The following is a 25,581-nucleotide window of genomic DNA, read 5'->3' as shown; positions in this document are numbered from 1 at the left end:
GTACTGCGGGGTGTGTTACAGCTGGCCGGTCACGGTGTCGAACAGGTGAGCCGGGTCGATCAGGGTCATCGCCGGAGCGGAGAACGGCAGCGCGCGCTCCTGCGCCGGAACCAGGCCCTGGGTCGGGTTGAGGTTCAGGCCGGAGACCGAGGCGGGGCCGTCGACCGGCAGGGCCGGCAGCGAGCGCTCGGTGGGCAGGCCGGGGACCTGGACCGGCAGGGCCGGGGCGGTCACGGGCAGCGACGGGACGGCCGGCAGCGAACGGCCGGTGGCACCCGCCGGGACCAGGCCCTGCGCGGCGCCGAGCACCTGGCCCAGCGGCAGGCCCTGGACGTTCGGGGTGATGCCGGCCGTGCCGCCGTTCAGCGGCAGCGACGAACGCTCCTGCGCGGGCAGCTGGCCCGTGAGCGCGGTCAGCTCGGCCGGGTTCGGGAGGGTGTTGACCGGCAGGCCGTGGAACGCCGGGACCTCGTCCGCCTTCATCAGGCTGTCGACGCCCTGGGGCAGCTGGATGCCCTTGAGCTGCGTGGCACGCAGGGTGCCCTGGTCCTCACCGGTGAGCTGCGTGTCGTCGCTCGAGCCCAGCGTGGTCGCCTGGCCGACGACCTCGACGGGGACGCGCGCGAGCTTGGCCGCGGCCTCGACCGGCACGGTCATCTCGCGGGCGGTCAGCGGGCCGCTGCCCTCCGTGAGCATCTCGCCACCGGCCTGGGTGTACGAGACCTTGTCGGTGGCCGTGGTGGACTTGCCCGCCACCGCGACCGCGTCCGCGTACGCGCCGGCGACGGCGTTCGCGGGGACGTGCACCAGGTTGCCGGACACCGAGGCGTCGTCGGCCATCGAGTAGTTGTCGCCACCGGACACGACGGCGGTCTGGCTCACCACGTCGGACGTGGTGATGCCCGCCGCGGAGACGGTGTTGCCCGGAACGGCCGGGAGCACCGTCGGCTGCGCGCCGATCAGGTTGCCGGAGACCGCGCCGCCGTCACCGTTGCTGTTGACGTCGCCGCCCGCGACCGACGAGAGGTCGTTGGTGGCCACGGAGTCGACGTTGCTGCCGCCGCCGACCGACCAGCCGAGCACCTGCGTGCCGGTGGCGACCGGGGCCGAGATGGCGTTGCCCGCGATGGAGCCCTGCTCGCCGGTGGTGATGGCGTCGCCGCCGGCCTTCATGTCGGTGGCGTTGTCGCCCGTGGTGGCGTTGTTGCCCACCAGGGTGGCGCCGTCGGCGAAGACCTGGGCCGGCGTCGAGGTCGGGACCTGGACGATGTTGCCGGAGACCGAGCTCTTCTTGCCGGAGGCGTTCGGGGCGTCGCCCGCGGTGACCGACGTGTCGTTCGCGGTGTCGGACTTGGTGTTGCCCACCAGGCCGGCGGTGACCGCGAAGACCTGCGGCGCGGCGGCGGTGGGCGCGGTCACGATGTTGCTGGAGACCGTGCCGTTGTCGTCGTTGGTGTTCGGCGTGCCGCTGGAGCGGACGTTCTTGACCTCGTCGGCCGAGCCGGACGCCTGGCCGCCGAGCGTGCCGGCGACGCCGTAGACCTCGGCGGGCGAGGCGACCGGGGTCGACACGATGTTGCCGCCGACGACGGAGTCGTTGCCGAGCGTGCCCTGGTAGCCGCTGGTCGTCGACTGGACGTCGTTCTCGCAGGTGCCCACGGACTGGCCGGCGAGCGAGGCGCCGTTGCCGCACACGTCCACGGCGGTGGCCGGGGGGACGTCGGCGATGTTGCCCGACAGCACCGAGTTGTCGCCGACGGTGAAGACGTTGCCGCCCGCCGTCGAGGTCGCTTCGTTGGAGTGGTCGGTCAGGGCGTTGCCCACGATCGACCCGCCGTTGCCGCCCGCGGCGACGGGGAGCGAGATCGGCGCGCCGGCGACGTTGCCGGAGGCCGTGGAGCCGTCACCGTTGGTGAAGGTCTCGCCACCGGCGATCGACTCGTTCCGCGTGTCGCTGATCGCGGTCGCGTTGCCGGCCGCGGCGGCCGCGTTGTCGTCGACCGTGATCGGGCCGGCGAGCGCGGGCTGGACGACGTTGCCGGCCAGGGTGGCCGGGTCGCCGCTGGTGACGGTCTTGCCACCGGCGTAGGCGGCACCGGTCTGCACCGAGTCGGTGGTGGCGTTGCCCGCGGCGGCGGCGGAGTTGCCGTTCACCTCGGCCAGCGGCGCGAGCGGGACCGGCACGGTGTTGCCGGAGATCGAGCTGTTGTCACCGCTCGTGGTGACGTCGCCCTCGGAGGAGGCGAACGTGTTGGCGGCCGAGTTGACCTCGGCGATGCCGACCGCGCCGACGCCGTTGCCGGTGATCTGGACCGGGGTCGCACCGCGCTCGGCGATGACGTTGCCGGAGATGGCACCCCTGTCACCGTTGGTGGTGATGTCGCCGCCGGTCGTGGAGACCTGCTCGGCCGTGCCGTAGGTGGTCGCCTTGCCGGCCGCGGCGATCCCGTTGCCGGTGATCTGGACCGGGAGCACGTGGTCGACGGCCACGACGTTGCCGGTGAGGGCCTGGCCCTCGCCGTCCGTGACGATCGTGCCGTCGCGGTGGGTGTACTGGGTGCAGTCGGCGGTCGACTCGGCGTTGGCGAGGACCGCGATCGCGTTGCCGCAGATGTTGATCGGCACGTCCAGGTGGCCCTGGATCCGGTTGCCGCGCACCACGTTCTCGGCCGCGGTGCCCTGCAGGCTCTGACCGGCCTGGCGGATCAGCGGGTTCGCGACGGGCGAGGCCGCCTGCATCGGCACCACGTCGGTGACGCGGTCCGTGCTGATCGTCCGGTCCACCTTGGGGAGGGTGATCTCCCGGACCGGCGTGGCGAGCTTGTTCTGGTCCGCCTTGACCGGGATGGAAGCCCCGATGTCGACGGCCGACGGAGCGGCGTCGGGGTCGACGTTCTCCTGAGCAGAAGCGATGCCCGTACCGAGCATCAGCAAACCACCGGTGACAAACGCGGTCTGAAGTCCGCGCTTTGCCCAGGTCTGCATTGGATCTCCTTTTTCCAGATGTCCCGTCGTGACGACGGGGGTTCATGGGGGGTGGGGCCGGACGCGCTTGGGGATGGGCGCGTCATCACCGGGGGAGTCGCACGCGGTGATCGACCGAAAGGAGCGCAAGAAAAAAGCGCGACGGTCGACTTCCGGACAGCCGGGGGAGGAGGCTGCCGCGGACCGCGCGCTGGAATCAGTCGGGGTTGATACCGGGCTGCTTGCCCGGCGTCACGGTCACCTCGTCGGTGGACGGCGCGAGAGCGCGCGTCACCGAGGTGCCGAGAGCGTTGCCGGACGCAGCGAGAGCAGCGAACGTGCTGCCCTTCGCAGAACCAGAACCGTCGGAGCACGAGGTGCACTGCACCGGCGCGGGGGCCGGGACGGGCAGCTTCGGCAGCGGGGTGCTGGGCTGGGACGGGAACTGCTGGGAGGGCACGGCGAAGTCGTTGTGCTCCACCAGGTCCGTCCACGAGGCACCGGGAAGTCCGGTGACCTGCGGAACCACCGTCTCGACCGGCGTCTGACCGGTCTCGGCGACGGGTGCCGGGATCTCCGGGAACGTCACGTCGAGGGCCCGCTCGGTGGCGGGGGCCTGCGGCACGGCGATCACGGGGACCTGGGGCAGGATCTGCTCGGCGATCTTCTCGACCGCCGCGGCGACCTGCACCTCCGGCAGGGCTGCGCGAGCCTTCTCGTGCTCGGTGCGCAACGTTTCGTCGATCTTGTGCACTGCGGTGGCAGCGGGAGCGACGACCGGCAGCTTCTCGTCCGTCTTGGAGACGATCTTGGTGACGACGTCGAACTGCTGCACGTCCTCGGCAGCGTGCGCCGAGGACGTGGTCAGCGCCCAGGCAACGGCCGTCCCCGCGATCGCACCACCGACAGCGAGCAGCGCTCGGGTGGCGAACCGGCGGATGCCGTTCGCTCCCGTCTTCGCTCGCAGATCGGCAGAGGACAACGCAGGAACCTCGCTACTCGGTGGCGCTCAAGGGATTCGCCGACGATCAACTGATCAAGTCGACGTCGGCGACTCTGCCATCCGCGCCACCGCGAACGCACGCTCTGAGCGCACCTTTAACTACATCGTGTGACGATCAGACCCGCTTCAACACCCGCGCCGCACCCGCCGCGGCGGTCGACGCGAGCACCCACCCGACCGCGATGAGCGTCGCCGAGATCCACTGCGAAGCACCCGTGAACTGCCATTTCCCGTCGTGGCCGAAGTCGATGATCGGGATCAGCAGGTCGAGCGCGAGCAGCCAGGCGTTCCACACCGGGTCCTCGTCGGAGTTCAGCTTGACCATCGGGTGCCAGTTGAACCAGAGCGCGCCGCCGAACCAGAACACGCCGAGCCAGCAGATCGCGAGCCACGGCCGGTAGCCGTACCCGACGGTCCACCGCTGGATCTGGCCCCAGATCCGCCCCGCCCTGCCGAGCTCGGAGTAGCGGCGGCGCTGCTTCTCCAGCTGGACCTTCTGGGCGAGCTCCTCCTCACCGCCCTGCTGGTAGACGGCGGCGAGCTGCTCGTACGGTCCCGGCGCGAAGTCGGGCTGCACCTTGAGCAGCCACCCGAGCCGGGTCTCCACCGGCACGTCCGGGTCGGCGGTGATGCCGGCGAACTCGAAGTCGTCGACGGCGACGCCACCCTCGGCGTCCCACAGCCCCGGCCCGTCGGTGACCGACACGGCCTTCAGCCGGCTCAGCACTATCTTCCCCTTGGGCTGCTGGCCCTTCGGGATGTGCAGCCGGAACTGGTGCACGGTGAGGCCGTAGGCGTTCAACGCGATGTCGGCGGCCGTCGAGCCGAGGTGCGAGTCGCTGAACGTGGCCATCTTGCCGACCTCGCCCAGCCTGATCCGCACGCCGCCGACCGCGGTGAACCCGCGGCTGCACAGGAGGTCCTTGCCGATCGTGATGGCGCGGGCGTCGAGCGACGGCTTCTGGGTGCCGTTGGTGCGCAGCCGGGGCAGCGTCAGCTCGGCGCCGGACATGTCGAGGGTGGAGCCGATGTTCGCGTTCTGGAGCCGGACCGAGCCCTTGGCCTTCAGCTCGCGCAGGAACAGGGTGCCGCCGACGCGGAGGCGGTCGGCGAACAGGACGTCGATGCCGGGCCCGTGCAGCGCGACGCCGGACATGCTGGCGCTGCCCATGATGTGCGCGTTGGACAGCCGGACCTGGCCGTAGGTCTGCAGCGGCAGCGAGCGGGTGCCCGAGCCGTTGACCGCGCTGCGGGCCTCGACGTCGCCGCGGACCTCCATGCCGTCGGCGTGCAGCGCGACGGGGATGCGGTGGCGGACGTCGCCCGCGGTCTCCTCGGCGACGTCGCGCGGCCCGATCACCGCGCCGGACATCCGCAGGTACCCGCCGATGACCGCGTTGGGCAGCCGGACCGTGCCGGTGCTCGTGAAGCCGTCGTCGAGCTCGACGTTGCCCTCGACCCGGACGCGGTCGGCCACGAGCGTCGCGGCCTCGTCGGCCAGTCCGTGCGGCAGGACCAGCACCTGTTCGACGCGATGGGTGGAGTGCAGCCGTGCGCCGGTGAACTCGAGGTTGCCGCCGACGCGCGCGCCGTCGAGCAGCACCCGTCCGTCGACGGTGAACCGGCCGCCCTCGGCGTTGCAGAAGATGTTGCCGGCGACGACGATCCCGGACGCCTCCAGCGCGTCCCGGCCGGTGTTCTTCAGCCGCGCGCCGCCGAGGTGCACGCTGCCGCCGATGGACGCGCCGCGGAGCCGGACCTCGCCGTCGGCCCGCATCGCTATCGCCTGGACGGAACCGCTGACCCTCAGTCGTGCGCCCAAGAGGGCGTGATCGGTGGTGGAACGCAGGACGGCGCCCGCGAGGCGCAGCGTGCCGTCGACGGCGGCGTCGGTGAGGTCGACGGTGCCCGTGCACGTGAACCCGGCCTCGAGGACGAGGTCGCTGAAGACGCGCAGGTTGCGGCCCTGCAGCCCCGGCACGCGGGTGCCGCGGAGCCGGAGCCCGATGAGCCGGGCCATGCGCAGGTCGGGCGCTTGCTCGAACGTGCAGTGCGTGAGGTCGATGACGCGCGTGACGCGGGTGCCCTCGAGCTCGAACCTGCCGGTGATCCGGGCGTTTCGAAGTCGCAGGGCTGGCAACCCCCTTCGCGGCACCCGGTACATGCCGGTCAGCAATCCGGTGAGCACCTCGCCGCGCACGCTCTGCCCGGTCAGGTCGATCTCGGTGCCACCCGCGTAGGCACCGGCGACCTGGCGTTCCACCTCGGTCAAGTCTTCCGGCTTGATCACTGTCGTTCCTCCCCCTGACAAACCGGATCATCCCCAATCAGCTTCCACCTTGGCGAGGGGCAGAACAGTTAACGTGAGGTCCGTGAGCGCACCGGAGTCGGAGATCAGCAGTCGCGTTCCGCTGCTGCTACGGGTAAGTGCCGCGCTGAGCTGGCGGTTCGTCGTCGTGGTGGCCGCGTTGTACGTGGTCGCGTACGTCTTCGGCTACCTGGCCTCGATCGTGATCCCCGTCGCGATCGCGCTGCTGCTGGCGGCACTGCTGTCGCCGGGTGTCTCGAAACTGGTCGAGTGGCGCGTGCCGCGCGGTGTCGCCGTGACCGTGATGATGATCCTCGGCATCGGCGTGCTGGGCGGCGTGCTGACGTTCGTGATCAGCGAGTTCTCCCGCGGCCTGCCGGAGCTGCAGTCGCAGGTGGGCAACTCGCTCGACGCGATCCAGCGGTGGCTGAAGGACGGTCCGGCGCACCTGTCCGACGCGCAGCTGCAGAACTACCTGAACGACATCGTCAACACGATCAAGGAGAACCAGGCCGAGATCACGTCCGGCGCCCTGACGACCGCCGCGACGGTGGGCGAGGCGCTGACCGGCCTGCTGCTGGCGCTGTTCACCCTCATCTTCTTCTTGCACGATGGTGACGGCATCTGGCGCTTCACGATCCGTGTGTTCCCCCGCGACGTGCGCCAGCGCGTGGACGTGGCCGGCCGTCGCGGCTTCGGCTCTCTCGTCTCCTACGTGCGCGCGACGGCGGCGGTCGCGGTCGTGGACGCCGTCGGCGTGGGCATCGGCCTGGCGATCATCGGCGTGCCGCTGGTGGTGCCGCTGTCGGCGTTGGTGTTCCTCGGCGCGTTCATCCCCATCATCGGTGCGGTGTTCACGGGCGCCATCGCGGTCTTGATCGCGTTGGTGACCAACGGCCCGATCGCGGCCCTCGTCGTGCTGGCCGTGCTGATCGGCGTGATGCAGCTGGAGTCGCACGTGCTGCAGCCGATCCTGCTGGGCCGCGCGGTGAAGCTGCACCCGCTGGCGGTGGTGCTGGCGATCGCGATCGGCCTGGTCGCCGGCGGCATCGCGGGCGCGCTGCTGGCCGTGCCGCTGCTGGCGGTGCTGAACTCCGGGATCCGGTCGCTGGTGTCGGACGCGGACGCGGTGCAGAAGCCGGAGAAGGTGGACGTGTTGAATCCTCAGGACACCGCTCCGAAGGACGACCGGAGCGAACGGGTCGAGGAGCTCTAGAAGCAGTCGGACCAGTTCGCGGCGCCGGTGACACCGGTGTGCTCGCGGGCGTTCCGGGCTGGTCCAGCCGCAGCGCGGCGACATCGAGGTCGGGTAACACCAGGCCTCGAACGTTCAGCGCATGCCAACTTGCGAAGAGCTGTACCCACGACACGTCATCAGAGTCGCCTGCGACAACTGTGCCGCCAGAGAGCACGACGATTCCTACGACCCTCGAGACTGCAACATCTGCTTCGGCGAGGGATGGCGCTTCGCCTAGGCCATCGACACGAGGTTGCGGCCGTACGCCTTCGCCGCCAGCAACGCCGCGTCCGCCGCCACCAGCAGGTCCGGCAGCTCGTACCCGAACCGCTCGGTCGTCGCGACCCCTATGGACACGGTCAGCCCGCTCAGCTCGTGCGGTTTGCCGTCGGTCGCCATCGTCGGCACGGTCAGCTCCTGCACTGCCTTGCGGACGCGTTCGGCCACCGACTCCGCCTCCTCGGGGGTGGCGTCGGGCAACAGCACGACGAACTCCTCGCCGCCGAACCGGCCGACCAGGTCGCCGCGGCGGACGGTGCTGCGCAGCAGCAGGGAGATCGCGGCCAGGGCCGCGTCGCCCGCCAGGTGGCCCACCTCGTCGTTCACGCGCTTGAAGTGGTCGAGGTCGAGGAGCATCACGGCCATCGCGCGGTCGCGGCCGGCGCCCTTGGTCAGTTCGTAGCGGGCCCGGCTGTCCCAGTGCACGGCGTTGGCCAGGCCGGTCTTCGCGTCGCGCTGGGCCGAGCGGCGCCACTGCGGGAGTTGGGCCGCTCGTTCCAGCAGGGCCAGGGACGGGGCGGCGATCAGGGCGTGGACGGCGTTCGTCTGGGTCACGCAGCCCATCAGGCCGCCGATGGACACCGCGACGACGCCGAGGATGACGTCGATCGGTTCGCCGACGTTCTCCTCGAAGGTGGCGGACGGGGTGCGCAGCTTCAGGCCCAGTGCGATCAGGCCCGCGCGCAGCGACAGCAGGACGGTGGCGCCCGCGACCATCATCAGCAGGTTCGGTCGCGGGTCGGCCCAGCCGAGCAGGTAGCGGGTGGCGAAGACCGCCAGCGCCGTGGCGCTCAGGGTGTAGAGCCAGCGGTAGGTCTCCGGGCGTTGCGCCAGCAGGCAGTGCAGGGCCGGGCCGAAGAGCAGCAGCACCAGCAGGTTCGGGGGCAGGGCGAGAACGCCCGCCGTCAGGTAGGAGAGGTGCGCGGCCCACGGGTTGCGCTCGGTCTCGCCCAGGCGGTGGCTGTAGATGGAGCTGCCGATGATCACCGCGCCCGCCGTGCCGGCGATGGCGACGAACCTGCCGACTTCGGAGGGTGACGGGGTCTCGGTGGTGACGATGGTCCAGGTGACGGTGGCGAGGGCGGCCGCGTCGATCAGCAACCAGTAGCAGAGCGCGGGCCGCCGCAGTGTCCACACCGGCCAGTCGCGCACCTGTATGCCCTCCCCACCTGAACCCGGAGAGCGTCGCACATTCCTCCGTTCGGCAGAAGACGGCCACCTGGGGGTTAGCCACGCCACGTTCTCGCGGCAGGATGGTGCGCGAAAGGAGCACAGCGTGCGCAAAGAGCCTGCCGAACGTGTGACGAAGGCGATCGACGACCCCGCCACGCCCCTGTGGCGCGGGACCATCGCACTACGCGTAGTCACATTCCTGTTCGCGGCGGCGAACGTCATCGCGAACCAGGCCGAGTACGTCCGGCCGTGGCTCGCGTGGACCACGCTCGGGGTGATGGCGCTGTGGTCGGTGTTCACCAGCCGCGCGTACAGCACGCCGTGGGGCAGGCGGTGGCCCGTGGTGCTGACCGACCTGGCTCTGACGTGCGGGCTCATGTCGATGTCACAGCTGATCATGACCGACCACCAGCTGCTGACGCTGAACGTCCCGCTGATCACGACGATCTGGGCGTGCGTCCCGGCGGTCGCGCTCGGAGCGCTCGGCGGCGCCTACGCGGGACTCGCGGGCGGGCTGGCGATCGGGCTCTCCACCTACCTGTCGAAGGGCGTGCCGAGCCTGGACCTGCTGCGCGACGTCGTGCTGCTGGGCGGCGCGGGCATGATCGTCGGCATGGCGGCGGTGACCGCGCGGCGGTCGGCGGTGCTGCTCGCCCAGGCGTTGCGGGCCGAGGCGGCGACGGCGGAACGCGAACGGCTCGCCCGTTCCATCCACGACAGCGTGCTGCAGGTGCTCGCCCGCGTGCGCAAACGCGGGCTCGAGGTCGGCGGCGAGGCGGCCGAGCTCGCCAAGATGGCCGGCGAGCAGGAGGTCGCGCTGCGCAACCTGGTGGCCGCCGCTCCCGCCGACTCCACCGTGGACGGGGAGATCGACCTGCGGCCCGGCCTGCAGCTCCTCGCGACGCCCCGGATCCAGGTCTCCACCCCCGCCACGCAGGTGATGTTCGCCTCGGCGGCCGCGGGCGAGCTCACGTCGCTGGTGCGCGAAGCACTGTCCAACGTGGACAAACACGCTGGTGACGACGCGCGGGCGTGGGTGCTGCTCGAGGACCTCGGGGAGGAAATCGTGTTGAGTGTCCGTGACGACGGTCCCGGCATCCCCGACGGCAGGATCGCGTCGGCTGCCGCGGAAGGCAGGATGGGCATCGAGAAATCGATCAAAGGCCGGGTGGAGTCGCTCGGCGGGACGCTCGAGCTCCAGACCGGGCCGGGGGAGGGCACGGAGTGGGAGGTCCGGGTGTTCAGGAAGGGGGCGGCAACAAGATGACGGTCTCGGTGATGGTGGTGGACGACCACCCGATGTGGCGCGAAGGCGTGGCACGCGACCTGCAGGAACGCGGTTTCGAGGTCGTGGCGACCGCCGGTGACGCGCCCTCGGCGGTGCGCATCGCGAAGGCGGTGCGGCCCAACGTGGTCCTGATGGACCTCAACCTGGGCGAGCTCTCCGGCGTCGACGCCACCCTGCTGATCACCAGCGAGCTGCCGGACACCCGCGTGCTGGTGCTGTCGGCGTCCGGCGAGCACGACGACGTGCTGCAGGCCGTGAAGGCGGGCGCCTCCGGCTACCTGGTGAAGTCCGCGTCCTCCGAGGAACTGGTCGAGGCCGTCTCCCGCACCGCCGCCGGCGACGCCGTCTTCACCGCGGGTCTCGCGGGCCTGGTGCTGGGCGAGTACCGGCGCATGGCCGCGGCCCCCGACGACTCGGAGGAGAAGCCCCAGCTCACCGACCGCGAGACCGAGGTGCTCCGGCTGGTGGCCAAGGGCCTGACCGCGCGGCAGATCGCGAACCGCCTGGTGATCTCCCACCGCACGGTCGAAAACCACGTCCAGTCGACTTTGCGCAAACTCCAACTGCACAACCGGGTGGAGTTGGCGCGTTATGCCATCGAGCACGGTCTCGACGCCGATCCGGAGGCAGAGAAATGACAGACCCCAGAGACTTACGCGTGTCCGACGCGGAACGCGAGCACGTCGTCGGCCTGCTGAACAAGGCGGTGGGCCGCGGCATGATCACGCTCGACGAGTTCACGGTCCGCACGGACACCGCTTTGGGCGCGAAGACCAGGGCAGATCTGAACGCCGTGCTGGTCGACCTGCCCGGCATGGTCAACAACGAGCTGGCGCACGCCCGCACCGAGCTGAAGAACACGATGGGCACCACGACGCGCAAGGGCCACTGGGTCGTGCCGCGCGAGCTCGTCATCCGCAACACCCTCGGCACCACGAACCTCGACTTCACCGCCGCCGAGGTGCCGGAGATCGTGAACGTCGACCTGGACGTGTCGTTCGGCTCGGTGAAGCTGCTGCTGCCCGCGGGGTCGTCGGTGGACGTGAACGCCGTGGAGATCACCGCCGGCGAGCTGAAGGACAAGGTCAACTCGGCCGTGGGGAACCCGCACTTCCAGCTCAGGGGCGCGGTGCGGGGCGGGTCCGTGGTGATCAAGCGCAAGCGCTGACCCTCGTCGGCCGACCTCGGGGACGCTGCGCGCGGCGGCGGGGACTTCGCGGGGCGGTACATGCGCCGGTCCACGACGTCGAACGGACGGCCTCCCGGCGTCGCCGAGAACTGTCGGACCCGCTGAGTACGTTGGGATGCGAGGGGATCCCCGGCCGGGGGTACCCCTGCGCCAGCGCGCCCTGATCTGCGAGGACCTGCCGCAGACCGCAGGATCGAGGCATGCGATGTCTCGTGACCGGCGCGACCGGATACCTCGGCGGACGGCTCGTGCCCCGGCTCCTGGCCGAAGGCCACCAGGTGCGGTGCCTCGTCCGGTCGCCGGAGAAGCTGCGCGACGTCCCGTGGGCCGCCGACGTCGAGATCGTCCGCGGGGACGTGCTCCAAGACCTCGACGAGGCCATGCGGGACGTCGAGGTCGTGCACTACCTGGTGCACTCGCTCAACTCGAAGGACTTCGCCAACGCCGACCGGAAGGCCGCCGAGAACACCGCGCGCGCCGCCGAGCGCGCGAACGTCCAGCGCATCATCTACCTGGGCGGGCTGCACCCCGAGCACACCGAGCTGTCGCCGCACCTGTCCTCCCGCAAGGAGGTCGGCGAGGTCTTCCTCAAGTCGGACGTCCCCGCCATCGTGCTGCAGGCCGCGGTCATCATCGGGTCGGGGTCGGCGAGCTTCGAGATGCTGCGCTACCTGACCGAGCGGCTGCCGGTCATGATCACGCCGCGCTGGGTGCACAACCGCATCCAGCCGATCGCCGTGCGGGACGTGCTGCGCTACCTGGTCGACGCGACGACGCTCGAGAACACCAACCGCACGTTCGACATCGGTGGTCCGGACGTGCTGACGTACCTGGACATGATGCTGCGGTACGCGCAGGTCGCCGGGTTGCCCCGGCGGCGGGTCGTGCCCGTGCCGTTCCTGACGCCGCGGCTGTCCTCGCACTGGGTCAACGTGGTCACGCCCGTGCCCAAGTCGATCGCCAAGCCGTTGATCGAGTCGCTGGTGCACGAGGTGGTGTGCCGCGAGAACGACATCCGCGAGGTCCTGCCCGGCGAGAACGTCGGCTACGACAAGGCCGTCGAACTGGCGCTGGCCAAGATCCGCGACGCGGACGTGGAGACGCGCTGGTCCGGGGCGTCGACGCCGGGGGCGGCGAGCGAGCCGCTGCCGACCGACCCCGACTGGTCCGGCGGTTCGGTCTACACCGACGAGCGCGAGCAGCGGACGACCGCGACGCCCGAGCGGTTGTGGGAGGTCGTCGAGGGCATCGGCGGTGAGCGGGGCTGGTACTCGTTCCCGCTGGCCTGGGCGGTGCGGGGCTGGATGGACCGGCTCGTCGGCGGGGTGGGGCTGCGCCGGGGCCGGCGCGATCCGCAGCACCTGCACGTCGGGGAGGCGCTCGACTTCTGGCGGGTCGAGGAGATCGAACGCGGCCGGCTGCTGCGGCTGCGGGCCGAGATGAAGGTGCCGGGCAAGGCGTGGCTGGAGCTTCGAGTGGCGGGCAACGAGGGGTACGGGTCCACTTACCGCCAGCGTGCCGTGTTCGTCCCCAAGGGCCTCGCCGGACACCTCTACTGGTGGGCCGTCTGGCCGTTCCACGGCATCGTGTTCGGCGGCATGGTGCGCAACATCGCCAATGAAGCCGAACTGCACAAGAACTTCAGAAAGTCCTGATGGACTGCACAAGCGGCAAAGGGTGAAACTTCGGAGCATGAAGGCTCTCGTCAAGGTCGCCGCAGGGCCCGGCCTGGAACTGACCGACGTCCCGGACCCCACTCCCGGACCGGCGGACGTGCTGGTCAGGGTGTTGCGCACCGGTATCTGCGGGACCGACCTGCACATCGACTCGTGGGACGACTGGGCGGCGGCGAACATCGAGGCGCCGCTCGTCGTCGGGCACGAGTTCGTCGGCGAGGTCGTGGAGACGGGCGCCTCCGTCACCAGCGTCAAGGTCGGCGACCTGGTCAGCGGCGAGGGCCACCTCGTGTGCGGGAAGTGCCGCAACTGCAAGGCCGGCCGCCGCCACCTCTGCGCCAACACGCGCGGGCTCGGCGTGCACTCCGACGGCGCGTTCGCCCAGTACGTCGTGCTGCCCGAGCAGAACGCGTGGGTGCACCGCACGCAGGTCGACCTGGACGTGGCCGCGATCTTCGACCCGTTCGGCAACGCCGTGCACACCGCGCTGAGCTTCCCCGTCATCGGCGAGGACGTGATCATCACCGGCGCGGGCCCGATCGGCATCATGGCCGCCGCCGTCGCCAAGCACGCGGGCGCGCGCAACGTCGTGATCACCGACATCTCCGAGCACCGCCTCGACCTCGCGCGCAAGGTCGGCGTCGACCTCGCCGTGAACGTCGCCGAGCGCACGATCGCCGACGCGCAGGCCGAACTGGGCATGGCCGAGGGCTTCGACGTCGGCATGGAGATGTCCGGCAAGCCCGTCGCGATGCGCGACATGATCGCGAACATGGCCCACGGCGGCCGCATCGCCATGCTGGGCCTGCCCGCGGACGAGTTCGCCGTCGACTGGAGCAGCATCGTGCTGAAGATGCTGCAGATCAAGGGCATCTACGGCCGGGAGATGTTCGAGACCTGGTACTCGATGACCGTGCTGCTGCAGCGCGGCCTCGACCTCGCACCGGTCATCACGCACCGGTACGACCACACGCAGCACGCGGAGGCGTTCGCCACCGCGCGCGAGGGCAAGTGCGGCAAGGTCATCCTCGACTGGACGGGAGCCTGATGTACGGCGAGCTGAAGAACGACCTGGTCAAGACGATCGGGGAGATCCGGGAGGCCGGGCTCTACAAGTCCGAGCGCGTGATCGGCACCCCGCAGAACGCCGCCGTCCGGGTCGGTTCCGGTGACGAGGTCCTGAACTTCTGCGCCAACAACTACCTCGGTCTCGCCGACCACCCCACGCTCGTCGAGGCCGCCAAGAAGGCCCTCGACGACTGGGGCTTCGGCATGGCCTCGGTGCGGTTCATCTGCGGCACCCAGGAGCCGCACAAGGAACTGGAGCGCAAGCTCAGCGAGTTCCTCGGCACCGACGACACGATCCTCTACAGCTCGTGCTTCGACGCCAACGGCGGCCTGTTCGAGACGCTGCTCGGCGCCGAGGACGCGATCATCTCCGACGAGCTGAACCACGCGTCGATCATCGACGGCGTCCGCCTGTCGAAGGCCAAGCGCTTCCGCTACGCCAACCGCGACATGGACGACCTGGAGCGCCAGCTCAAGGACGCGTCCGACGCGCGCTACCGCCTCATCGCGACCGACGGCGTGTTCTCGATGGACGGCTACCTCGCGCCGTTGGACGAGATCTGCGACCTCGCCGAGCGCTACAACGCCCTGGTCATGGTCGACGACTCGCACGCCGTCGGCTTCACCGGCCCGACCGGCCGCGGCACCCCGGAGCTGTTCGGCGTGCAGGACCGCGTCGACATCGTCACCGGCACCCTCGGCAAGGCGCTGGGCGGCGCGTCCGGCGGCTACACCTCGGGCCGCGCCGAGATCGTCGAGCTGCTGCGCCAGCGCTCGCGCCCGTACCTGTTCTCGAACTCGCTCGCGCCCTCGATCACCGCGGCCGCGATCGCGACGCTGGACATGCTGTCGTCGTCCACGGACCTGCTGGCCCAGCTGCGGTCGAACACCGAGCTGTTCCGCCGCCGCATGACCGAGGAGGGCTTCGACCTGCTGCCGGGCGAGCACCCGATCATCCCGGTGATGATCGGCGACGCGGCCGAGGCGGCGCGGCTCGCCGACCTGCTGCTGGAGCAGGGCATCTACGTGATCGGCTTCTCGTACCCGGTCGTGCCGCACGGCAAGGCGCGCATCCGCACGCAGATGTCCGCCGCACACACGACCGATGACGTCAATCGCGCCGTGGATGCATTTGTGGCCGCACGAGCGAAAATGTAGGTGTCACGCGAGGCGTGGGTCACCTTTCTCCCTGATGTGACCCGCGTCACTCCGCAGTAAGAATCGGCACGTCCGGAGCACTACTCGACGTGGAGGAATTCGCGACGGTCTACCGCGAGTGCTACCCGCGGGTGCTCGCGTACGCGGCGAGTCACGCGGGGGCGAAGCTCGCCGAGGACATCACCAGCGAGACCTTCACGATCGCCTGGCGCAAGTCGGCCGAGATGCCGTCGAACGCGCTGCCGTGGCTGCTCGGCATCGCCCGCAACCTGGTGCGCGCGTCCCGCCGGCAGACGACGCACTACGAGCTGACCGACTTCCCCGCGGAGGACGAGTTCGCGGTGATCGAGCTGCGGGCGGCGTTGTCGAGCTTGTCCGACGCCGACCAGGAGGTGCTGACGCTGATCGCGTGGCACGGGCTGGCCGCGGCGGAGGCCGCGCAGGTGCTCGGGTGCACGACGGCGACGTTCTTCGTGCGGCTGCACCGGGCTCGCAGGCGGCTGCAGGCCGCGCTCTGGACGCCGAAATTCGACAGTGCGAGGGAGTCATGGAAGACCTCCTGAAGGACTTGGCCGCCGCCAAGCCGCCCGTCCCCGAGGTCGACCGCGACCGGATGGAACGCGACCTCGCCCGCATCATCACGCTGCCGAAGGACCGGCCGGTCCGCCGGCAGCTCGTCCGGCGGTTCGCTCCGCTGCTGGTCGTCGCCGCGGTAGTGGTCCTCGCGGTGGTCCTGCTGCCCGCGCCGCCCCAGCCGGTGCAACCCGCTGCGGCACCGCGGTGGTGGCACGTGCTGACCCGGCTCAACTCGACGATGGTCGTCGGCGACCCGGCGAAGCCGTACCTCGCGTTCTTCACCTCCGTGACCGAGCAGTGGGTGGGCGCGAACAGTCGGATCACGGTCGGCCAGAAGGAGGGCGACGTCTCGCCCTCGGCGATCACCAGAGATCACGACGGGTGGGTGGACGCCGGGAGCCCGGCGACCGCGCCCCTGGTCGGCGGGAGCCGTTCGGTGCGCTTCGGCCCGATGAAGCCGTACCTGCAGAAGACCACCGTCTCCGGGTTCCAGATGTCGGCGCACAGCCAGGTGCGCATCGACTCGCTCGACTCGCTGCCCGCCGACCCGGCGGAGCTGAAGAAGGCGCTGGAGACCATTGTTGGTAAGGACTCCTACCGGGTTGCGACGCTCGCGATGGAGCTGATGACCTCGAACATCCGCCCCGACCAGCGCGCCGCTGCGTTCGAGATGCTCACGACGCTCGACGGGGTGCGCTCCCTCGGCCAGACGTCGTGGCGTGGGCAGGACGGCGTCGGTGTGGCGATCGACGCGCCGCGGAACTTCCAGTTCGCCGATGTCGAGACGCGGTTCATCGTCAACCCGGGCACCGGCTTGCCGATCGCGAAGTTCGACCTGACCACCACACCCCAGTACGGCCTGCCCGCCGGCCTCCCCATCTCGAGCGAGGAGTACCTCCTGCTCGACGACGTGGACTTCGAGCCGATCCTGCCGAAGGACATCCCCGTGAACGAGCCGGTGGAATCCCCCATCATTGAGCGGTGATCGACCCACGACGGCTCCGCGTGCTGCGCGCACTCGCCGACCACGGCACGGTGACGGCCGCAGCAGCAGCGTTGCACCTCACGCCGTCGGCGGTGTCGCAGCAACTGGCCGCTCTCGAGTCCGAGGCCGGACATCCGCTGCTACTGCGCAAGGGACGCCGTGTCTCGCTGACGCCGGCCGGTTCGCTGCTGGTCGCCCACGCCCACGTCGTCGCCGCCGAACTGGAACGCGCCCAAGCCACGCTGGACGCGCTGGCCGCCGGTCACGCCGGACGGGTGGAGGTGGCGGCGTTCGCGTCGGCGATCACGCAGGTGGTGGCGCCGGCGCTGGCGGCGCTGAAGTCGCGGTCGGTGGAGCTGTCGGTGCGCGACGCCGAGGGGCACGAGAGCGTGCGGCTGCTGCTGGACGGCGAGATCGACGTGGCGATCACCGAGGAGCACCGCACGGCCGACCGGCTGACCCGGTTCCCGCTCTACACGGAACCCTTCGACGTCGTGCTGCCGCCGGGACGGGGGTCCATCGCGTCGGTCGACCTGGCTTCGCTCGCCGACGAGGACTGGGTGGTGACGCTGCCCGGGAACCCGTTGCGGGACGTGGTGGAGATGGCGTGCGCGCAGGCCGGGTTCGCGCCGCGGATCCGGCACACGTCCGACGACTTCCGGGCCATCGAGGCGCTGGTGGCGGCGGGGGCCGGGGTGGCGCTGGCGCCTCGCAACGCCGTGCGCGGGGTGCCGGTGTCCGGGGTCGCGCCGTTGCGGCGGGTGGTGGCGGCGGTGCGGCGCGGGTCGGAGGACCATCCGCTGATCAGAGCGGTGTTGGACGAGCTCCAAGCGGCTCGCTAGACGGCGGCGGGTGCGCGGCCTGGTCGAGCGGGTGGACGTGATCCGTCAGGGCGGCGGGATCGTCACCCGCAGCTTCGCCGCGATCCGCGTCAACGCCTGCCGGTCCTCCGCGGTCAGCGGGTCGAGCACGAACTGCCGCACCGCGCGCAGGTGCACGGGCGCGGCCGCCTCCACCACCGCGAATCCCTCGTCGGTCAGCGACGCGATCGTGTACCGGCCGTTCTCCGGGTCTGGGTAGCGCTCCACCCAGCCGCGCTGCTCGAAGCGCTTCACCACGTTCGACAGGCGGGACAGGGAGCCGTTCGCCAGCACCGCGAGCTCGCTCATGCGGATGCGGCGGCCGGGGGCCTCCGAGACGTGGCTGAGCACCAGGTAGTCGAACAGGCTCAGGCCCGACTCCTGCAGCGGCGCCTCCAGCCTGCCCGGCATCAGCAGGAGCACCGAGACCAGGCCCGTCCAGGCGTCCTTCTCCTCCGCGTTCAGCCACTCCACGTCGCAGAGCGTACTTCACGCTTGAAGTCGTGTACGGTTGACTTCAAGCGTGAATTCAAGTGTGAAGTCAGAGGAGACGACGATGAGCAAGGTGGAGTTCTTCGCGACGCCCGGCTACGGCGAGACGCAGGCCGAGAACGTGCACTACAGCCAGGCCGTGCGGATCGGCGACCGGGTCGAGACCTCGGGGCAGGGCGGCTGGAGCGACGACTTCGAGTTCCCCGAGACGCTCGAGGAGGAGATCGTGCGGGCGTTCGACAACGTCGAGCGGACGCTGAACACGGCGGGCGCCACCTGGGCCGACGTCGTGCACGTCAACTCGTACCACGTGGTGGAGAACGGGTTCGACGAGCACAACCGGGTCATGGTCGAGCAGTTCCGCGCGCGGATGGGCGAGCGCAAGCCCATCTGGACCGAGAGCGGCGTCACCGCCCTCGGTCACCCGAAGATGCGCGTCGAGATCCGCGTGACCGCGGTCGGCTAGTGCGGGGCGCGGGCCGCGAGCTTGGCCGAGCCGGGGTCGGCCGCCGCGAGAGCGCCGCGGGCCGCCAGCTGGCAGATGTCCGTGCTCGAGGTGGCGAGGCGGGCGCCGACGCCGGACAGCGCCGTGTGGTTCATCGACAGCGACGTCACGCCGAGGCCGATGAGCACGCACGCCAGCAGCGGGTCGGCCGCCGCTTCGCCGCACACGCCGACGGGCTTGCCGGTGGCGGTGGCCGCCTCGCCTACCACGGCGATCAGGCGCAGCAGCGCCGGCTGCCACGGGTCGTTCAGCGCGGCCACGCCGCCGAGCTGGCGGTCCGCGGCGAAGACGTACTGGGCCAAGTCGTTGGTGCCGATGGAGACGAAGTCGACGACCTGGAGGATCTCGCGGGCCGACAGCGCGGCCGACGGGACCTCGATCATCACGCCGACGCGGGCGATGCCGGCGGCGCGGGCGCGTTCGACGAACCACGCGGCCTCGGCGGCGGTCGCGACCATCGGGGCCATGACCGAAACGTCGGCACCGGAGGACTTGGCCGCGGCGGCGATGGCCTCGAGCTGGCGGTCCAGGACCTCGGGGCGGTCGAACGCGACGCGCAGGCCGCGGACGCCCAGGGCCGGGTTGGGCTCGGGGTCCGGGTTCAGGAACGCCAGCGGCTTGTCCGCGCCCGCGTCGAGGGTGCGCACCACCACGGGCTTGCCCGCGAACGGCGCCAGCACGGCCTCGTACGCGGCGGTCTGCTCGGCGACGGTCGGTTCCTCGGCGGCGTCCAGGAAGCAGAACTCCGTGCGGAAGAGGCCGACGCCCTCCGCACCCGCGGCGGCAGCGGCGGCCGCGTCGCCGGGCGAGCCCACGTTGCCCAGGACCTTCACGCGGTGGCCGTCCTTCAGGACGCCCACGCCGTTCCACTCGGCCTTCTTGCCCGCGCCGGCCGAGCGGACCTTGCCGTCCGACTCGCGGATCTGACCGGTGTCACCGTCGACGTCGAGAGAGGTGGCCTCGAACGCCAGGATGCCGCGGCACGCGACGACGGCCGGGATGCCGAGCGAACGGGCGAGGATCGCCGTGTGCGAAGTGGGGCCGCCCTCCTCCGTGACCAGGGCGAGGACCTTCGACGGGTCGAGGCCCGCGGTGTCGGCGGGCGCGAGGTCGCGCGCCACCAGCACGGACGGCGAGTCCAGGTCGGGGACGCCGGGTGCGGGCTGCCCCAGCAGCTCGGCCACCACGCGGTCGCGGACGTCCTGCACGTCGCGGGCGCGTTCGGCCATGTAGCCACCGGCGGCCTGCAGCGCGGCGATGAACTTCTGCGCCGCCTGGTGCACGGCACGGGCCGCGGGCAGCGACTCGGCGGAGACGAGCTTCTCGGCGGACTTGATCAGGGACGGGTCGCCGGCCATCGCGGCCGTCGTCTCCAGCACGGCGCGGGCGTCGCCCTCGACGGTCTTCGCGCGCTCCATCAGGCGCTGCGCCACGACCTCGGTCGCCGGGCGGATCCGTGCGGCCTCCGCGGCCGGGTCGTCGGGTCGGGGACCCGCGGGAGGTTCGGGCAGGGCTTCGGCGACCCTCACCACGGGGCCGGAAGCCCGGCCGCTGCTGACACCGACACCGCTCAGCCGCGCGCTCGACATGGTCTAGACCATACCCTTCACCGGGGTTGCGCCGACAGCACGGTTTGTTAAAACGAGCTGACTTCGGCCGCGGTCGGGTAGGACGGCTGCGCGCCCGCCTTCGTGACGGACAGCGCGGCGACCTTCACCGCGTACCGAGCAGCTTGCACGAGGTCGTCCCCGTCGGCCAGTCGCGCGGACACCGCACCGGCGAACGCGTCACCGGCGCCGGTCGTGTCGACGACCTCGGCCACCTCGGCCGCCGGCACCTCGACGACCCCCGACTCCTGCACGACGGCGACGCCGCGCGAGCCGAGCGTCACGACCGCCGACGCCGGTCCGAGCGCGAGCAGGCCCTGCCAGTCGGACGCGAGCTGCGCGGCCTCGTGCTCGTTCACGACCAGGACGGTGAGCCGCCCCAGCGTCGCGGACGGCAGTTCGGCCACCGGCGACAGGTTCAGCACCGTGCGGACACCGGCCTCGGCGGCCACGTCGATCGCGTGGACCACCGCCTCCAGCGGCACCTCCAGCGAACAGGTCAGCACGCGGACGCCGGCGAACGACAGCCCGTCCACGTCGGACGACGACACGTCGGAGTTGGCGCCGGGGGAGACGACGATCGAGTTCTCGCCGTCCGGCGTCACGGTGATGTAGGCGATGCCGGTCGGTCGCGCGGAGGCCTTCACCAGCGAGGTGTCGACGCCGGACGACTCGAGCGACTCGCGCAGCAGCGCGCCGTACCCGTCGTCACCGACGGCGCCGACCAGCGCGACGGAGGCACCGACCCGAGCGGCGGCGACGGCGGTGTTCGCGCCCTTGCCGCCGGGCAGCACGACGGTGTCGCCGCCGAGCACGGTCTCACCGCCGGCGGGCCGCCGGCCGACCTCGACCACGAGGTCGGCGTTGGCGGACCCGAGCACGAGCAGAGGCTTCGTCACTTGGTGAACTCTGCCACGTTCTGCTTGGTGATGACCTTGACCTCGACGTCCACGACCTGCTGAACGGTCTCGCCCTTCGCGGCCTTCACCGCCTGCTCGACGGCCTTCGACCCGAGCTGCTTCGGCTGCTGGGCCACGGTCGCGGCGAGCGTGCCCTCCTGGATCGCCTTCAGGCCGTCGGGCGTGCCGTCGAAGCCGACGACCATGACGTCCTTGCCGGCACGGGCGCCGAGCGCCTTGATCGCGCCGAGCGCCATCTCGTCGTTCTCGGCGAAGATGCCCTTGATCTCGGGGTGGCCCTGCAGCAGGTTCGTGGTCTCGTTGAGGCCCTTGGCGCGGTCGAAGTCGGCGACGGCCTCGGCGGTGACCTTGATGCCCCCGCTGTTCAGGCCCTGCTCGAAGCCCCGGCCGCGGTCGCGCGACGCCGACGCGCCCTGGATGCCCTTGAGGTGGGCGACCTCGCCGGTGGTGGCGCGGCCGAGTTCGATGGCGGCGAGGCTGCCGCCCTGCACGTTGTTCGACGCGATCTCGGCGGCGACCTTGCCCTCGACCGAGCGGTCGACCGAGATCAGCGGGATGTTCGCCATCTCGGCGGCCCGCGCGGCGGGAGCGGACTGCTGGGAGTCGACCGGGTTCAGGATGATCGCCTTGACGCCCTGCGTCACCAGCGTCTGCACCTGGTTGACCTGGTTCGTCGCGTCGTTCTGCGCGTCGACCACGGTCAGCTTGGCGCCGAGCTGGTCGGCCATCTCCTGCGCGCCCTGCTGCAGCTCCACGAAGAACGGGTTGTTCAGCGTGGACACGGCGAGGCCGATGGTGAGGTCGCTGCCACCGGACGCCCCGGTGCCGCCGCACGCGGTCGCGGCCAGCGCCACGGCACCGAGGGTCAGCGCGATCCGTCGGGTCACCTTCATCAGTGTCTTCCTTACCTGTTCCGGGGTTCTTGCTCAGCGACGGCGAAGTGAGTCGAGCAACGCGGCGAGTGCGATCACCACGCCGATGACGACCTGCTGCCAGAAGGGGTGCACCTGCAGCAGGTTGAGGCCGTTGCGCAGGACGGCGAGCACGAGTGCGCCGACCAGCGTCCCGGTGGCGCGGCCCACGCCACCGGACAGCGACGCACCGCCGATGACGACCGCGGCGATGGCGTCGAGCTCGTAGCCGACCGCTGCCTGCGGACCGGCGGACCCCAGCCGGCCGGCGAGCACGAGGCCCGCTGCGGCGGCGAACAGGCCGGAGAGCGCGTAGATCCAGAGCTTCTGCCTGCGGACGTCGATGCCGCTGAGCTTCGCCGCCTCCTCGTTGCCGCCGATCGCGTACATGCGGCGGCCGAGGTTGGTGCGCGTGAGGATCAGCCCGGTGATGCCGAAGAACGCGAGCATCAGCAGCAACGGCAACGGCAGCATCGGCGCGAGGTTCGAGCCGAGGAACGTCACCAGCTCGTCGGTGTTGTGCGGCTGGCCTTCCGAGACCACGAGCGTGAGGCCGCGGGCGACGCTCAGCATCGCGAGCGTCGCGATGAACGGCGGCAGCTTGCCGTAGCTGATCATCGCGCCGTTGACGAGGCCGCACAGCGCGCCGACGACGAGCCCGACCGGCCCGGCGGTGAGGGCGCCGACCATCGCGGCCAGTGCGGCGACGCTGCCCACCGACAGGTCGATGCCGCCCGCGACGACCACGAACGTCATGCCGAACGCCAGGATCGCGATGGCCGCGGCCTGCACGCCGACGTTGACGAGGTTCTGCGCGGTGAGGAACGCCGGGTTCGAGATCGCGAGCGCCAGCGCGAGGACGAGAAGTCCTGCGAGGGCGCCGTTCTCGCTGGCGTACTTGCGAATGCTGATCGTGGTCATGCGGAGATCTCCTGCACGGCGAGTGCCATCACCTGGTCTTGGGTCGCGCCCCGGGGCAGCTCACCGGCCACGCGGCCGTGCGCCATGACGACGACGCGGTCGCTCATCCCGATCACCTCGGGCAGGTCGCTGGACACGAGCAGCACGGCCCGGCCCTGCGCGGTCATGCGGTTGACCAGCTCGTAGATCTCGACCTTGGCGCCGACGTCCACGCCGCGGGTCGGTTCGTCGAGGATCAGCACCTTCGGGTCGGCCAGCAGCCACTTGCCGATGACGACCTTCTGCTGGTTGCCGCCCGACAGCTCCTTCACCGGCTGGTCGACGCGGCCCTTGACGCGGAGCTTGCCCGCGATGTCGTGCAGGCGTTTCGCGTCGCGGTTCTCGAGCGTCACCAGCTCGAGGTTCTGGCCGACGGTCGCCGTGAGCACGAGGCCCTGGCCCTTGCGGTCCTCGGGGACGAGCCCGAGACCGGCCTTGATGGCGGCCTGGACGTCGTTGCGGCGCACCCGCTTGCCGTCGACCTCGACCGTGCCGTGGTCGTAGTCGTCCACGCCGAACGCCGCCCGTGCGACCTCGGTGCGCCCGGCGCCGACCAGTCCGGCGATGCCGACGACCTCGCCCGCGTGCACCTCGATGTCGATGTCGCGGAACACGCCGTCCTTCGTCAGGCCGGAGATCTTCAGCAACGGCTGACCTGCGCGGTGCTGTGCGCGCGGGTACTGCTCGTCGATCGGGCGGCCGACCATCAGCTCGATCATGTGCTGGGTCGTGGCCCTCGGGCCGAGGACGCCCACCGACCGGCCGTCGCGCAGGACGGTGATGCGGTCGGCGATGCGCTGGATCTCGTCGAGGTGGTGGGTGATGAAGACGAGCCCGACGCCGTTGTCCCGCAGCTGCGCCATGATCTGCAACAACCGGTCGGTCTCGGTGTCGGTGAGGACCGCGGTCGGCTCGTCGAGGATCAGCACGCCGGCGTCCTTGTCGAGCGCGCGGGCGATCTCGATCATCTGCTGCTGGGCGATGCCGAGGTCGCGGACCCTGGTGTCCGGGTCGACGCGCAGGCCGACGCGGTCGAGCAGCTCCGGTGCCCGGCGGCGCATCGCGGCGCGGTCGACGAAGCCGAACCTGCGCGGCAGCCGGTTGAGGAACAGGTTCTCCGCGACGCTGAGCTCGGGGACCAGGGCCAGCTCCTGGTGGATCACGGCGAGGCTGGCGTGGCCCTCGATCGTGCCGGAGTCGTGGCCGTGGATGCCCGCGAGCACCTTGACCAGCGTCGACTTGCCGGCGCCGTTCTCGCCGAGCAGGACGTGGACCTCACCGGCGTTGATGTCCAGGTCCACCCCGTCGAGCGCCTTCGTGGTGCCGAAGTGCTTGGTGATCCCGCGGGCGGTGATGAGGGTGTTCACAGCTCGGCCTCCCCGAGCGAGCCGCGGAGCACGAGCTTCGCGGTCAGGCGGACGTCGTCGGGCTGGCGGCCCTCGATCAGGGCGAGCAGGCTGCGCGCGGCGGCCCTGCCCATCTCGACGGTCGGCTGCGCGACGACCGTGATCGGCGGGTCGAGCAGCGGGAACCACGGCTGGTCGTCGAACACCGCGAACGCGATGTCGTGCGGGATCTGCAGGCCGCGGGCCCGGACCTCGCCCAGCGCGCCCAGGCCCATCAGGTTGTCCATCGCGACGAGCGCGGTGGCGCCGCCGTCGAGGAGCCTGGCGGCGGCCTGGCTGCCGCTCTCCTGCCGGAAGTCGCCGTGCACGACCTGCGCGAGGCCGCCGAGCGACCCCGTGAGCACGTCGGTCCGCTCTCTTCCGGTGGAGGTGTTCGGCGGTCCCGCGATCACTCCGATGCGGGTGTGGCCGGCGCCGACGAGCCGCCGGGCGAGCGCGGTCAGTGCCTCGCTGCCGTCGGCGCGGACGACCGGGCATGTCGCGCCCTTGACCGTCCGGTCGAGCAGAACCAGTGGTACGCCGCCTGCGCTCACTTCGCGGACCAGACCTGGATCGTCTGTCGCGGGGCACAGCAGGAGGCCGTCCACCCGGCGGTCGAGCAGGGTGCGCACGTAGGTGGCCTCCTGCTCGGCGCTCTCGTCGGCGTTCCCGATCACGACGCAGTAGCCGTGTGACCGGGCCTCGTCCTCGACCGCTCGCGCGATCTCGGCGAAGAACGGGTTCAGCAGGTCGCTGATGACCAGCCCCAGGGTCTGGGTGCTGGTGGTCCTGAGGGATCGCGCCAGGGCGTTGGGCCGGTAGCCGAGCTCCTCGATCGCGGCGAGCACGCGCACCCGGGTCTCGGGCGTCGGCGCGGCATGGCCGTTGAGCACGCGCGACACGGTGGCTGTCGACACGCCCGCGTGCTGCGCGACGTCCTTCATGGTCGTCACGAGGGCTTAGTTAATCGATTACACATCTATGTAGTCAAGCTGAGACCAGTGGATGAGTAGGTGTACGGATGTCACTGGGCGTGC

22 protein-coding genes are annotated in these 25,581 nt (G+C 70.9%); 11 read left to right on the top strand and 11 right to left on the bottom strand.

Going from position 1 to position 25,581, the window contains the following annotated elements:
- Positions 1 to 15 precede the first annotated feature (15 nt).
- The 3 genes from ACFWGZ_RS10270 to ACFWGZ_RS10260 all read right to left on the bottom strand — a co-directional run bounded on the left by ACFWGZ_RS10270 (position 16) and on the right by ACFWGZ_RS10260 (position 6,257).
- Complete coding sequence (locus tag ACFWGZ_RS10270; protein ID WP_382451174.1) at positions 16 to 2,985, bottom strand: beta strand repeat-containing protein; 2,970 nt, start codon at positions 2,983 to 2,985, stop codon at positions 16 to 18.
- A gap of 196 nt (positions 2,986 to 3,181) precedes the next feature.
- Positions 3,182 to 3,946 carry a hypothetical protein gene (locus tag ACFWGZ_RS10265; protein WP_382451173.1) on the bottom strand — a complete coding sequence of 255 codons (765 nt, stop codon included), beginning with the start codon at positions 3,944 to 3,946 and terminating at the stop codon, positions 3,182 to 3,184.
- A 136-nt stretch (positions 3,947 to 4,082) separates the two neighbouring features.
- Positions 4,083 to 6,257 (bottom strand): hypothetical protein, encoded by a 2,175-nt coding sequence (locus tag ACFWGZ_RS10260; RefSeq protein ID WP_382451172.1) that lies wholly within the window; start codon positions 6,255 to 6,257, stop codon positions 4,083 to 4,085.
- 82 nt (positions 6,258 to 6,339) lie between these two features.
- On the opposite strand from ACFWGZ_RS10260, the gene ACFWGZ_RS10255 reads away from it, so the two are divergent.
- Positions 6,340 to 7,491, top strand: a complete 1,152-nt coding sequence (locus tag ACFWGZ_RS10255) for an AI-2E family transporter (RefSeq protein ID WP_382451171.1) — start codon at positions 6,340 to 6,342, stop codon at positions 7,489 to 7,491.
- Between the two features lie 255 nt (positions 7,492 to 7,746).
- Here ACFWGZ_RS10255 and ACFWGZ_RS10250 read toward each other — a convergent pair whose 3' ends face one another.
- The gene (locus ACFWGZ_RS10250; protein WP_382451170.1) at positions 7,747 to 8,943 is read right to left on the bottom strand and encodes a diguanylate cyclase; all 1,197 of its coding nucleotides are present in this window, start codon (positions 8,941 to 8,943) and stop codon (positions 7,747 to 7,749) included.
- Between the two features lie 124 nt (positions 8,944 to 9,067).
- On the opposite strand from ACFWGZ_RS10250, the gene macS reads away from it, so the two are divergent.
- The 9 genes from macS to ACFWGZ_RS10205 all read left to right on the top strand — a co-directional run bounded on the left by macS (position 9,068) and on the right by ACFWGZ_RS10205 (position 17,746).
- Positions 9,068 to 10,231: a MacS family sensor histidine kinase gene (macS, locus tag ACFWGZ_RS10245; RefSeq protein ID WP_382451169.1), complete on the top strand. Its 1,164-nt coding sequence runs from the start codon at positions 9,068 to 9,070 to the stop codon at positions 10,229 to 10,231.
- On the top strand, positions 10,228 to 10,890 hold the full coding sequence (locus ACFWGZ_RS10240) for a response regulator (protein ID WP_382414904.1): 663 nt from the start codon (positions 10,228 to 10,230) through the stop codon (positions 10,888 to 10,890). The genes macS and ACFWGZ_RS10240 overlap by 4 nt, the downstream gene beginning before the upstream one ends.
- 20 nt (positions 10,891 to 10,910) lie before the next feature.
- Positions 10,911 to 11,420 carry a DUF1707 domain-containing protein gene (locus ACFWGZ_RS10235; protein ID WP_382451168.1) on the top strand — a complete coding sequence of 170 codons (510 nt, stop codon included), beginning with the start codon at positions 10,911 to 10,913 and terminating at the stop codon, positions 11,418 to 11,420.
- Between the two features lie 221 nt (positions 11,421 to 11,641).
- Complete coding sequence (locus tag ACFWGZ_RS10230; RefSeq protein WP_382451167.1) at positions 11,642 to 13,096, top strand: SDR family oxidoreductase; 1,455 nt, start codon at positions 11,642 to 11,644, stop codon at positions 13,094 to 13,096.
- 37 nt (positions 13,097 to 13,133) lie between these two features.
- Entirely contained in the window at positions 13,134 to 14,165 is a 1,032-nt protein-coding gene (gene tdh / locus ACFWGZ_RS10225; RefSeq protein WP_382451166.1) for an L-threonine 3-dehydrogenase, read from the top strand.
- Entirely contained in the window at positions 14,165 to 15,343 is a 1,179-nt protein-coding gene (locus ACFWGZ_RS10220) for a glycine C-acetyltransferase (RefSeq protein WP_382451165.1), read from the top strand. The genes tdh and ACFWGZ_RS10220 overlap by 1 nt, the downstream gene beginning before the upstream one ends.
- 89 nt (positions 15,344 to 15,432) lie before the next feature.
- Positions 15,433 to 15,906, top strand: a complete 474-nt coding sequence (locus ACFWGZ_RS10215) for an RNA polymerase sigma factor (protein ID WP_382451164.1) — start codon at positions 15,433 to 15,435, stop codon at positions 15,904 to 15,906.
- Positions 15,891 to 16,904 carry a hypothetical protein gene (locus ACFWGZ_RS10210; protein ID WP_382451163.1) on the top strand — a complete coding sequence of 338 codons (1,014 nt, stop codon included), beginning with the start codon at positions 15,891 to 15,893 and terminating at the stop codon, positions 16,902 to 16,904. Before ACFWGZ_RS10215 ends, ACFWGZ_RS10210 begins: the two co-directional genes overlap by 16 nt.
- A complete protein-coding gene (locus tag ACFWGZ_RS10205) occupies positions 16,901 to 17,746 on the top strand; it encodes a LysR family transcriptional regulator (RefSeq protein WP_382451162.1) in 846 nt (281 codons plus the stop codon). The genes ACFWGZ_RS10210 and ACFWGZ_RS10205 overlap by 4 nt, the downstream gene beginning before the upstream one ends.
- Positions 17,747 to 17,791: 45 nt before the next feature.
- Here the strand turns inward: ACFWGZ_RS10205 and ACFWGZ_RS10200 are convergent, their stop codons facing one another.
- Complete coding sequence (locus tag ACFWGZ_RS10200) at positions 17,792 to 18,238, bottom strand: MarR family winged helix-turn-helix transcriptional regulator (protein WP_382451161.1); 447 nt, start codon at positions 18,236 to 18,238, stop codon at positions 17,792 to 17,794.
- Positions 18,239 to 18,320: 82 nt separating this feature from the next.
- Here ACFWGZ_RS10200 and ACFWGZ_RS10195 point away from each other — a divergent pair, with 82 nt between their 5' ends.
- Positions 18,321 to 18,722 (top strand): Rid family hydrolase, encoded by a 402-nt coding sequence (locus ACFWGZ_RS10195; RefSeq protein ID WP_382451160.1) that lies wholly within the window; start codon positions 18,321 to 18,323, stop codon positions 18,720 to 18,722.
- On the opposite strand, the gene ptsP is transcribed toward ACFWGZ_RS10195, so the two are convergent.
- The 6 genes from ptsP to ACFWGZ_RS10165 are packed head-to-tail and all read right to left on the bottom strand — an operon-like array spanning position 18,719 to position 25,488.
- Positions 18,719 to 20,350: a phosphoenolpyruvate--protein phosphotransferase gene (ptsP, locus tag ACFWGZ_RS10190; RefSeq protein WP_382451159.1), complete on the bottom strand. Its 1,632-nt coding sequence runs from the start codon at positions 20,348 to 20,350 to the stop codon at positions 18,719 to 18,721. The two genes, ACFWGZ_RS10195 and ptsP, sit on opposite strands and share 4 nt — an antisense overlap.
- Before the next feature lie 47 nt (positions 20,351 to 20,397).
- Complete coding sequence (locus ACFWGZ_RS10185; RefSeq protein WP_382451158.1) at positions 20,398 to 21,267, bottom strand: ribokinase; 870 nt, start codon at positions 21,265 to 21,267, stop codon at positions 20,398 to 20,400.
- Positions 21,264 to 22,181, bottom strand: a complete 918-nt coding sequence (locus tag ACFWGZ_RS10180; protein WP_382451157.1) for a substrate-binding domain-containing protein — start codon at positions 22,179 to 22,181, stop codon at positions 21,264 to 21,266. The genes ACFWGZ_RS10185 and ACFWGZ_RS10180 overlap by 4 nt, the downstream gene beginning before the upstream one ends.
- 33 nt (positions 22,182 to 22,214) lie before the next feature.
- The gene (locus tag ACFWGZ_RS10175) at positions 22,215 to 23,120 is read right to left on the bottom strand and encodes an ABC transporter permease (protein WP_382451156.1); all 906 of its coding nucleotides are present in this window, start codon (positions 23,118 to 23,120) and stop codon (positions 22,215 to 22,217) included.
- Entirely contained in the window at positions 23,117 to 24,526 is a 1,410-nt protein-coding gene (locus tag ACFWGZ_RS10170) for a sugar ABC transporter ATP-binding protein (protein WP_382451155.1), read from the bottom strand. The genes ACFWGZ_RS10175 and ACFWGZ_RS10170 overlap by 4 nt, the downstream gene beginning before the upstream one ends.
- The gene (locus tag ACFWGZ_RS10165) at positions 24,523 to 25,488 is read right to left on the bottom strand and encodes a LacI family DNA-binding transcriptional regulator (protein ID WP_382451175.1); all 966 of its coding nucleotides are present in this window, start codon (positions 25,486 to 25,488) and stop codon (positions 24,523 to 24,525) included. The genes ACFWGZ_RS10170 and ACFWGZ_RS10165 overlap by 4 nt, the downstream gene beginning before the upstream one ends.
- Between the last annotated feature and the right edge of the window lie 93 nt (positions 25,489 to 25,581).

Source organism: Lentzea sp. NPDC060358 (assembly GCF_042725365.1).
GTDB lineage: Bacteria > Actinomycetota > Actinomycetes > Mycobacteriales > Pseudonocardiaceae > Lentzea.
This window is presented reverse-complemented; position numbering and strand designations above follow the sequence as displayed.

Bases quoted from the DNA above. Each gene is read 5' to 3' on its own strand.
- ACFWGZ_RS10270 (WP_382451174.1), bottom strand. From the start codon at position 2,985: ATGCAGACCTGGGCAAAGCGCGGACTTCAGACCGCGTTTGTCACCGGT.
- ACFWGZ_RS10240 (WP_382414904.1), top strand. From the start codon at position 10,228: ATGACGGTCTCGGTGATGGTGGTGGACGACCACCCGATGTGGCGCGAA.
- ACFWGZ_RS10230 (WP_382451167.1), top strand. From the start codon at position 11,642: ATGCGATGTCTCGTGACCGGCGCGACCGGATACCTCGGCGGACGGCTC.
- tdh (WP_382451166.1), top strand. From the start codon at position 13,134: ATGAAGGCTCTCGTCAAGGTCGCCGCAGGGCCCGGCCTGGAACTGACC.
- ACFWGZ_RS10220 (WP_382451165.1), top strand. From the start codon at position 14,165: ATGTACGGCGAGCTGAAGAACGACCTGGTCAAGACGATCGGGGAGATC.
- ACFWGZ_RS10210 (WP_382451163.1), top strand. From the start codon at position 15,891: ATGGAAGACCTCCTGAAGGACTTGGCCGCCGCCAAGCCGCCCGTCCCC.
- ACFWGZ_RS10195 (WP_382451160.1), top strand. From the start codon at position 18,321: ATGAGCAAGGTGGAGTTCTTCGCGACGCCCGGCTACGGCGAGACGCAG.
- ptsP (WP_382451159.1), bottom strand. From the start codon at position 20,350: ATGTCGAGCGCGCGGCTGAGCGGTGTCGGTGTCAGCAGCGGCCGGGCT.
- ACFWGZ_RS10180 (WP_382451157.1), bottom strand. From the start codon at position 22,181: ATGAAGGTGACCCGACGGATCGCGCTGACCCTCGGTGCCGTGGCGCTG.
- ACFWGZ_RS10175 (WP_382451156.1), bottom strand. From the start codon at position 23,120: ATGACCACGATCAGCATTCGCAAGTACGCCAGCGAGAACGGCGCCCTC.
- ACFWGZ_RS10165 (WP_382451175.1), bottom strand. From the start codon at position 25,488: ATGAAGGACGTCGCGCAGCACGCGGGCGTGTCGACAGCCACCGTGTCG.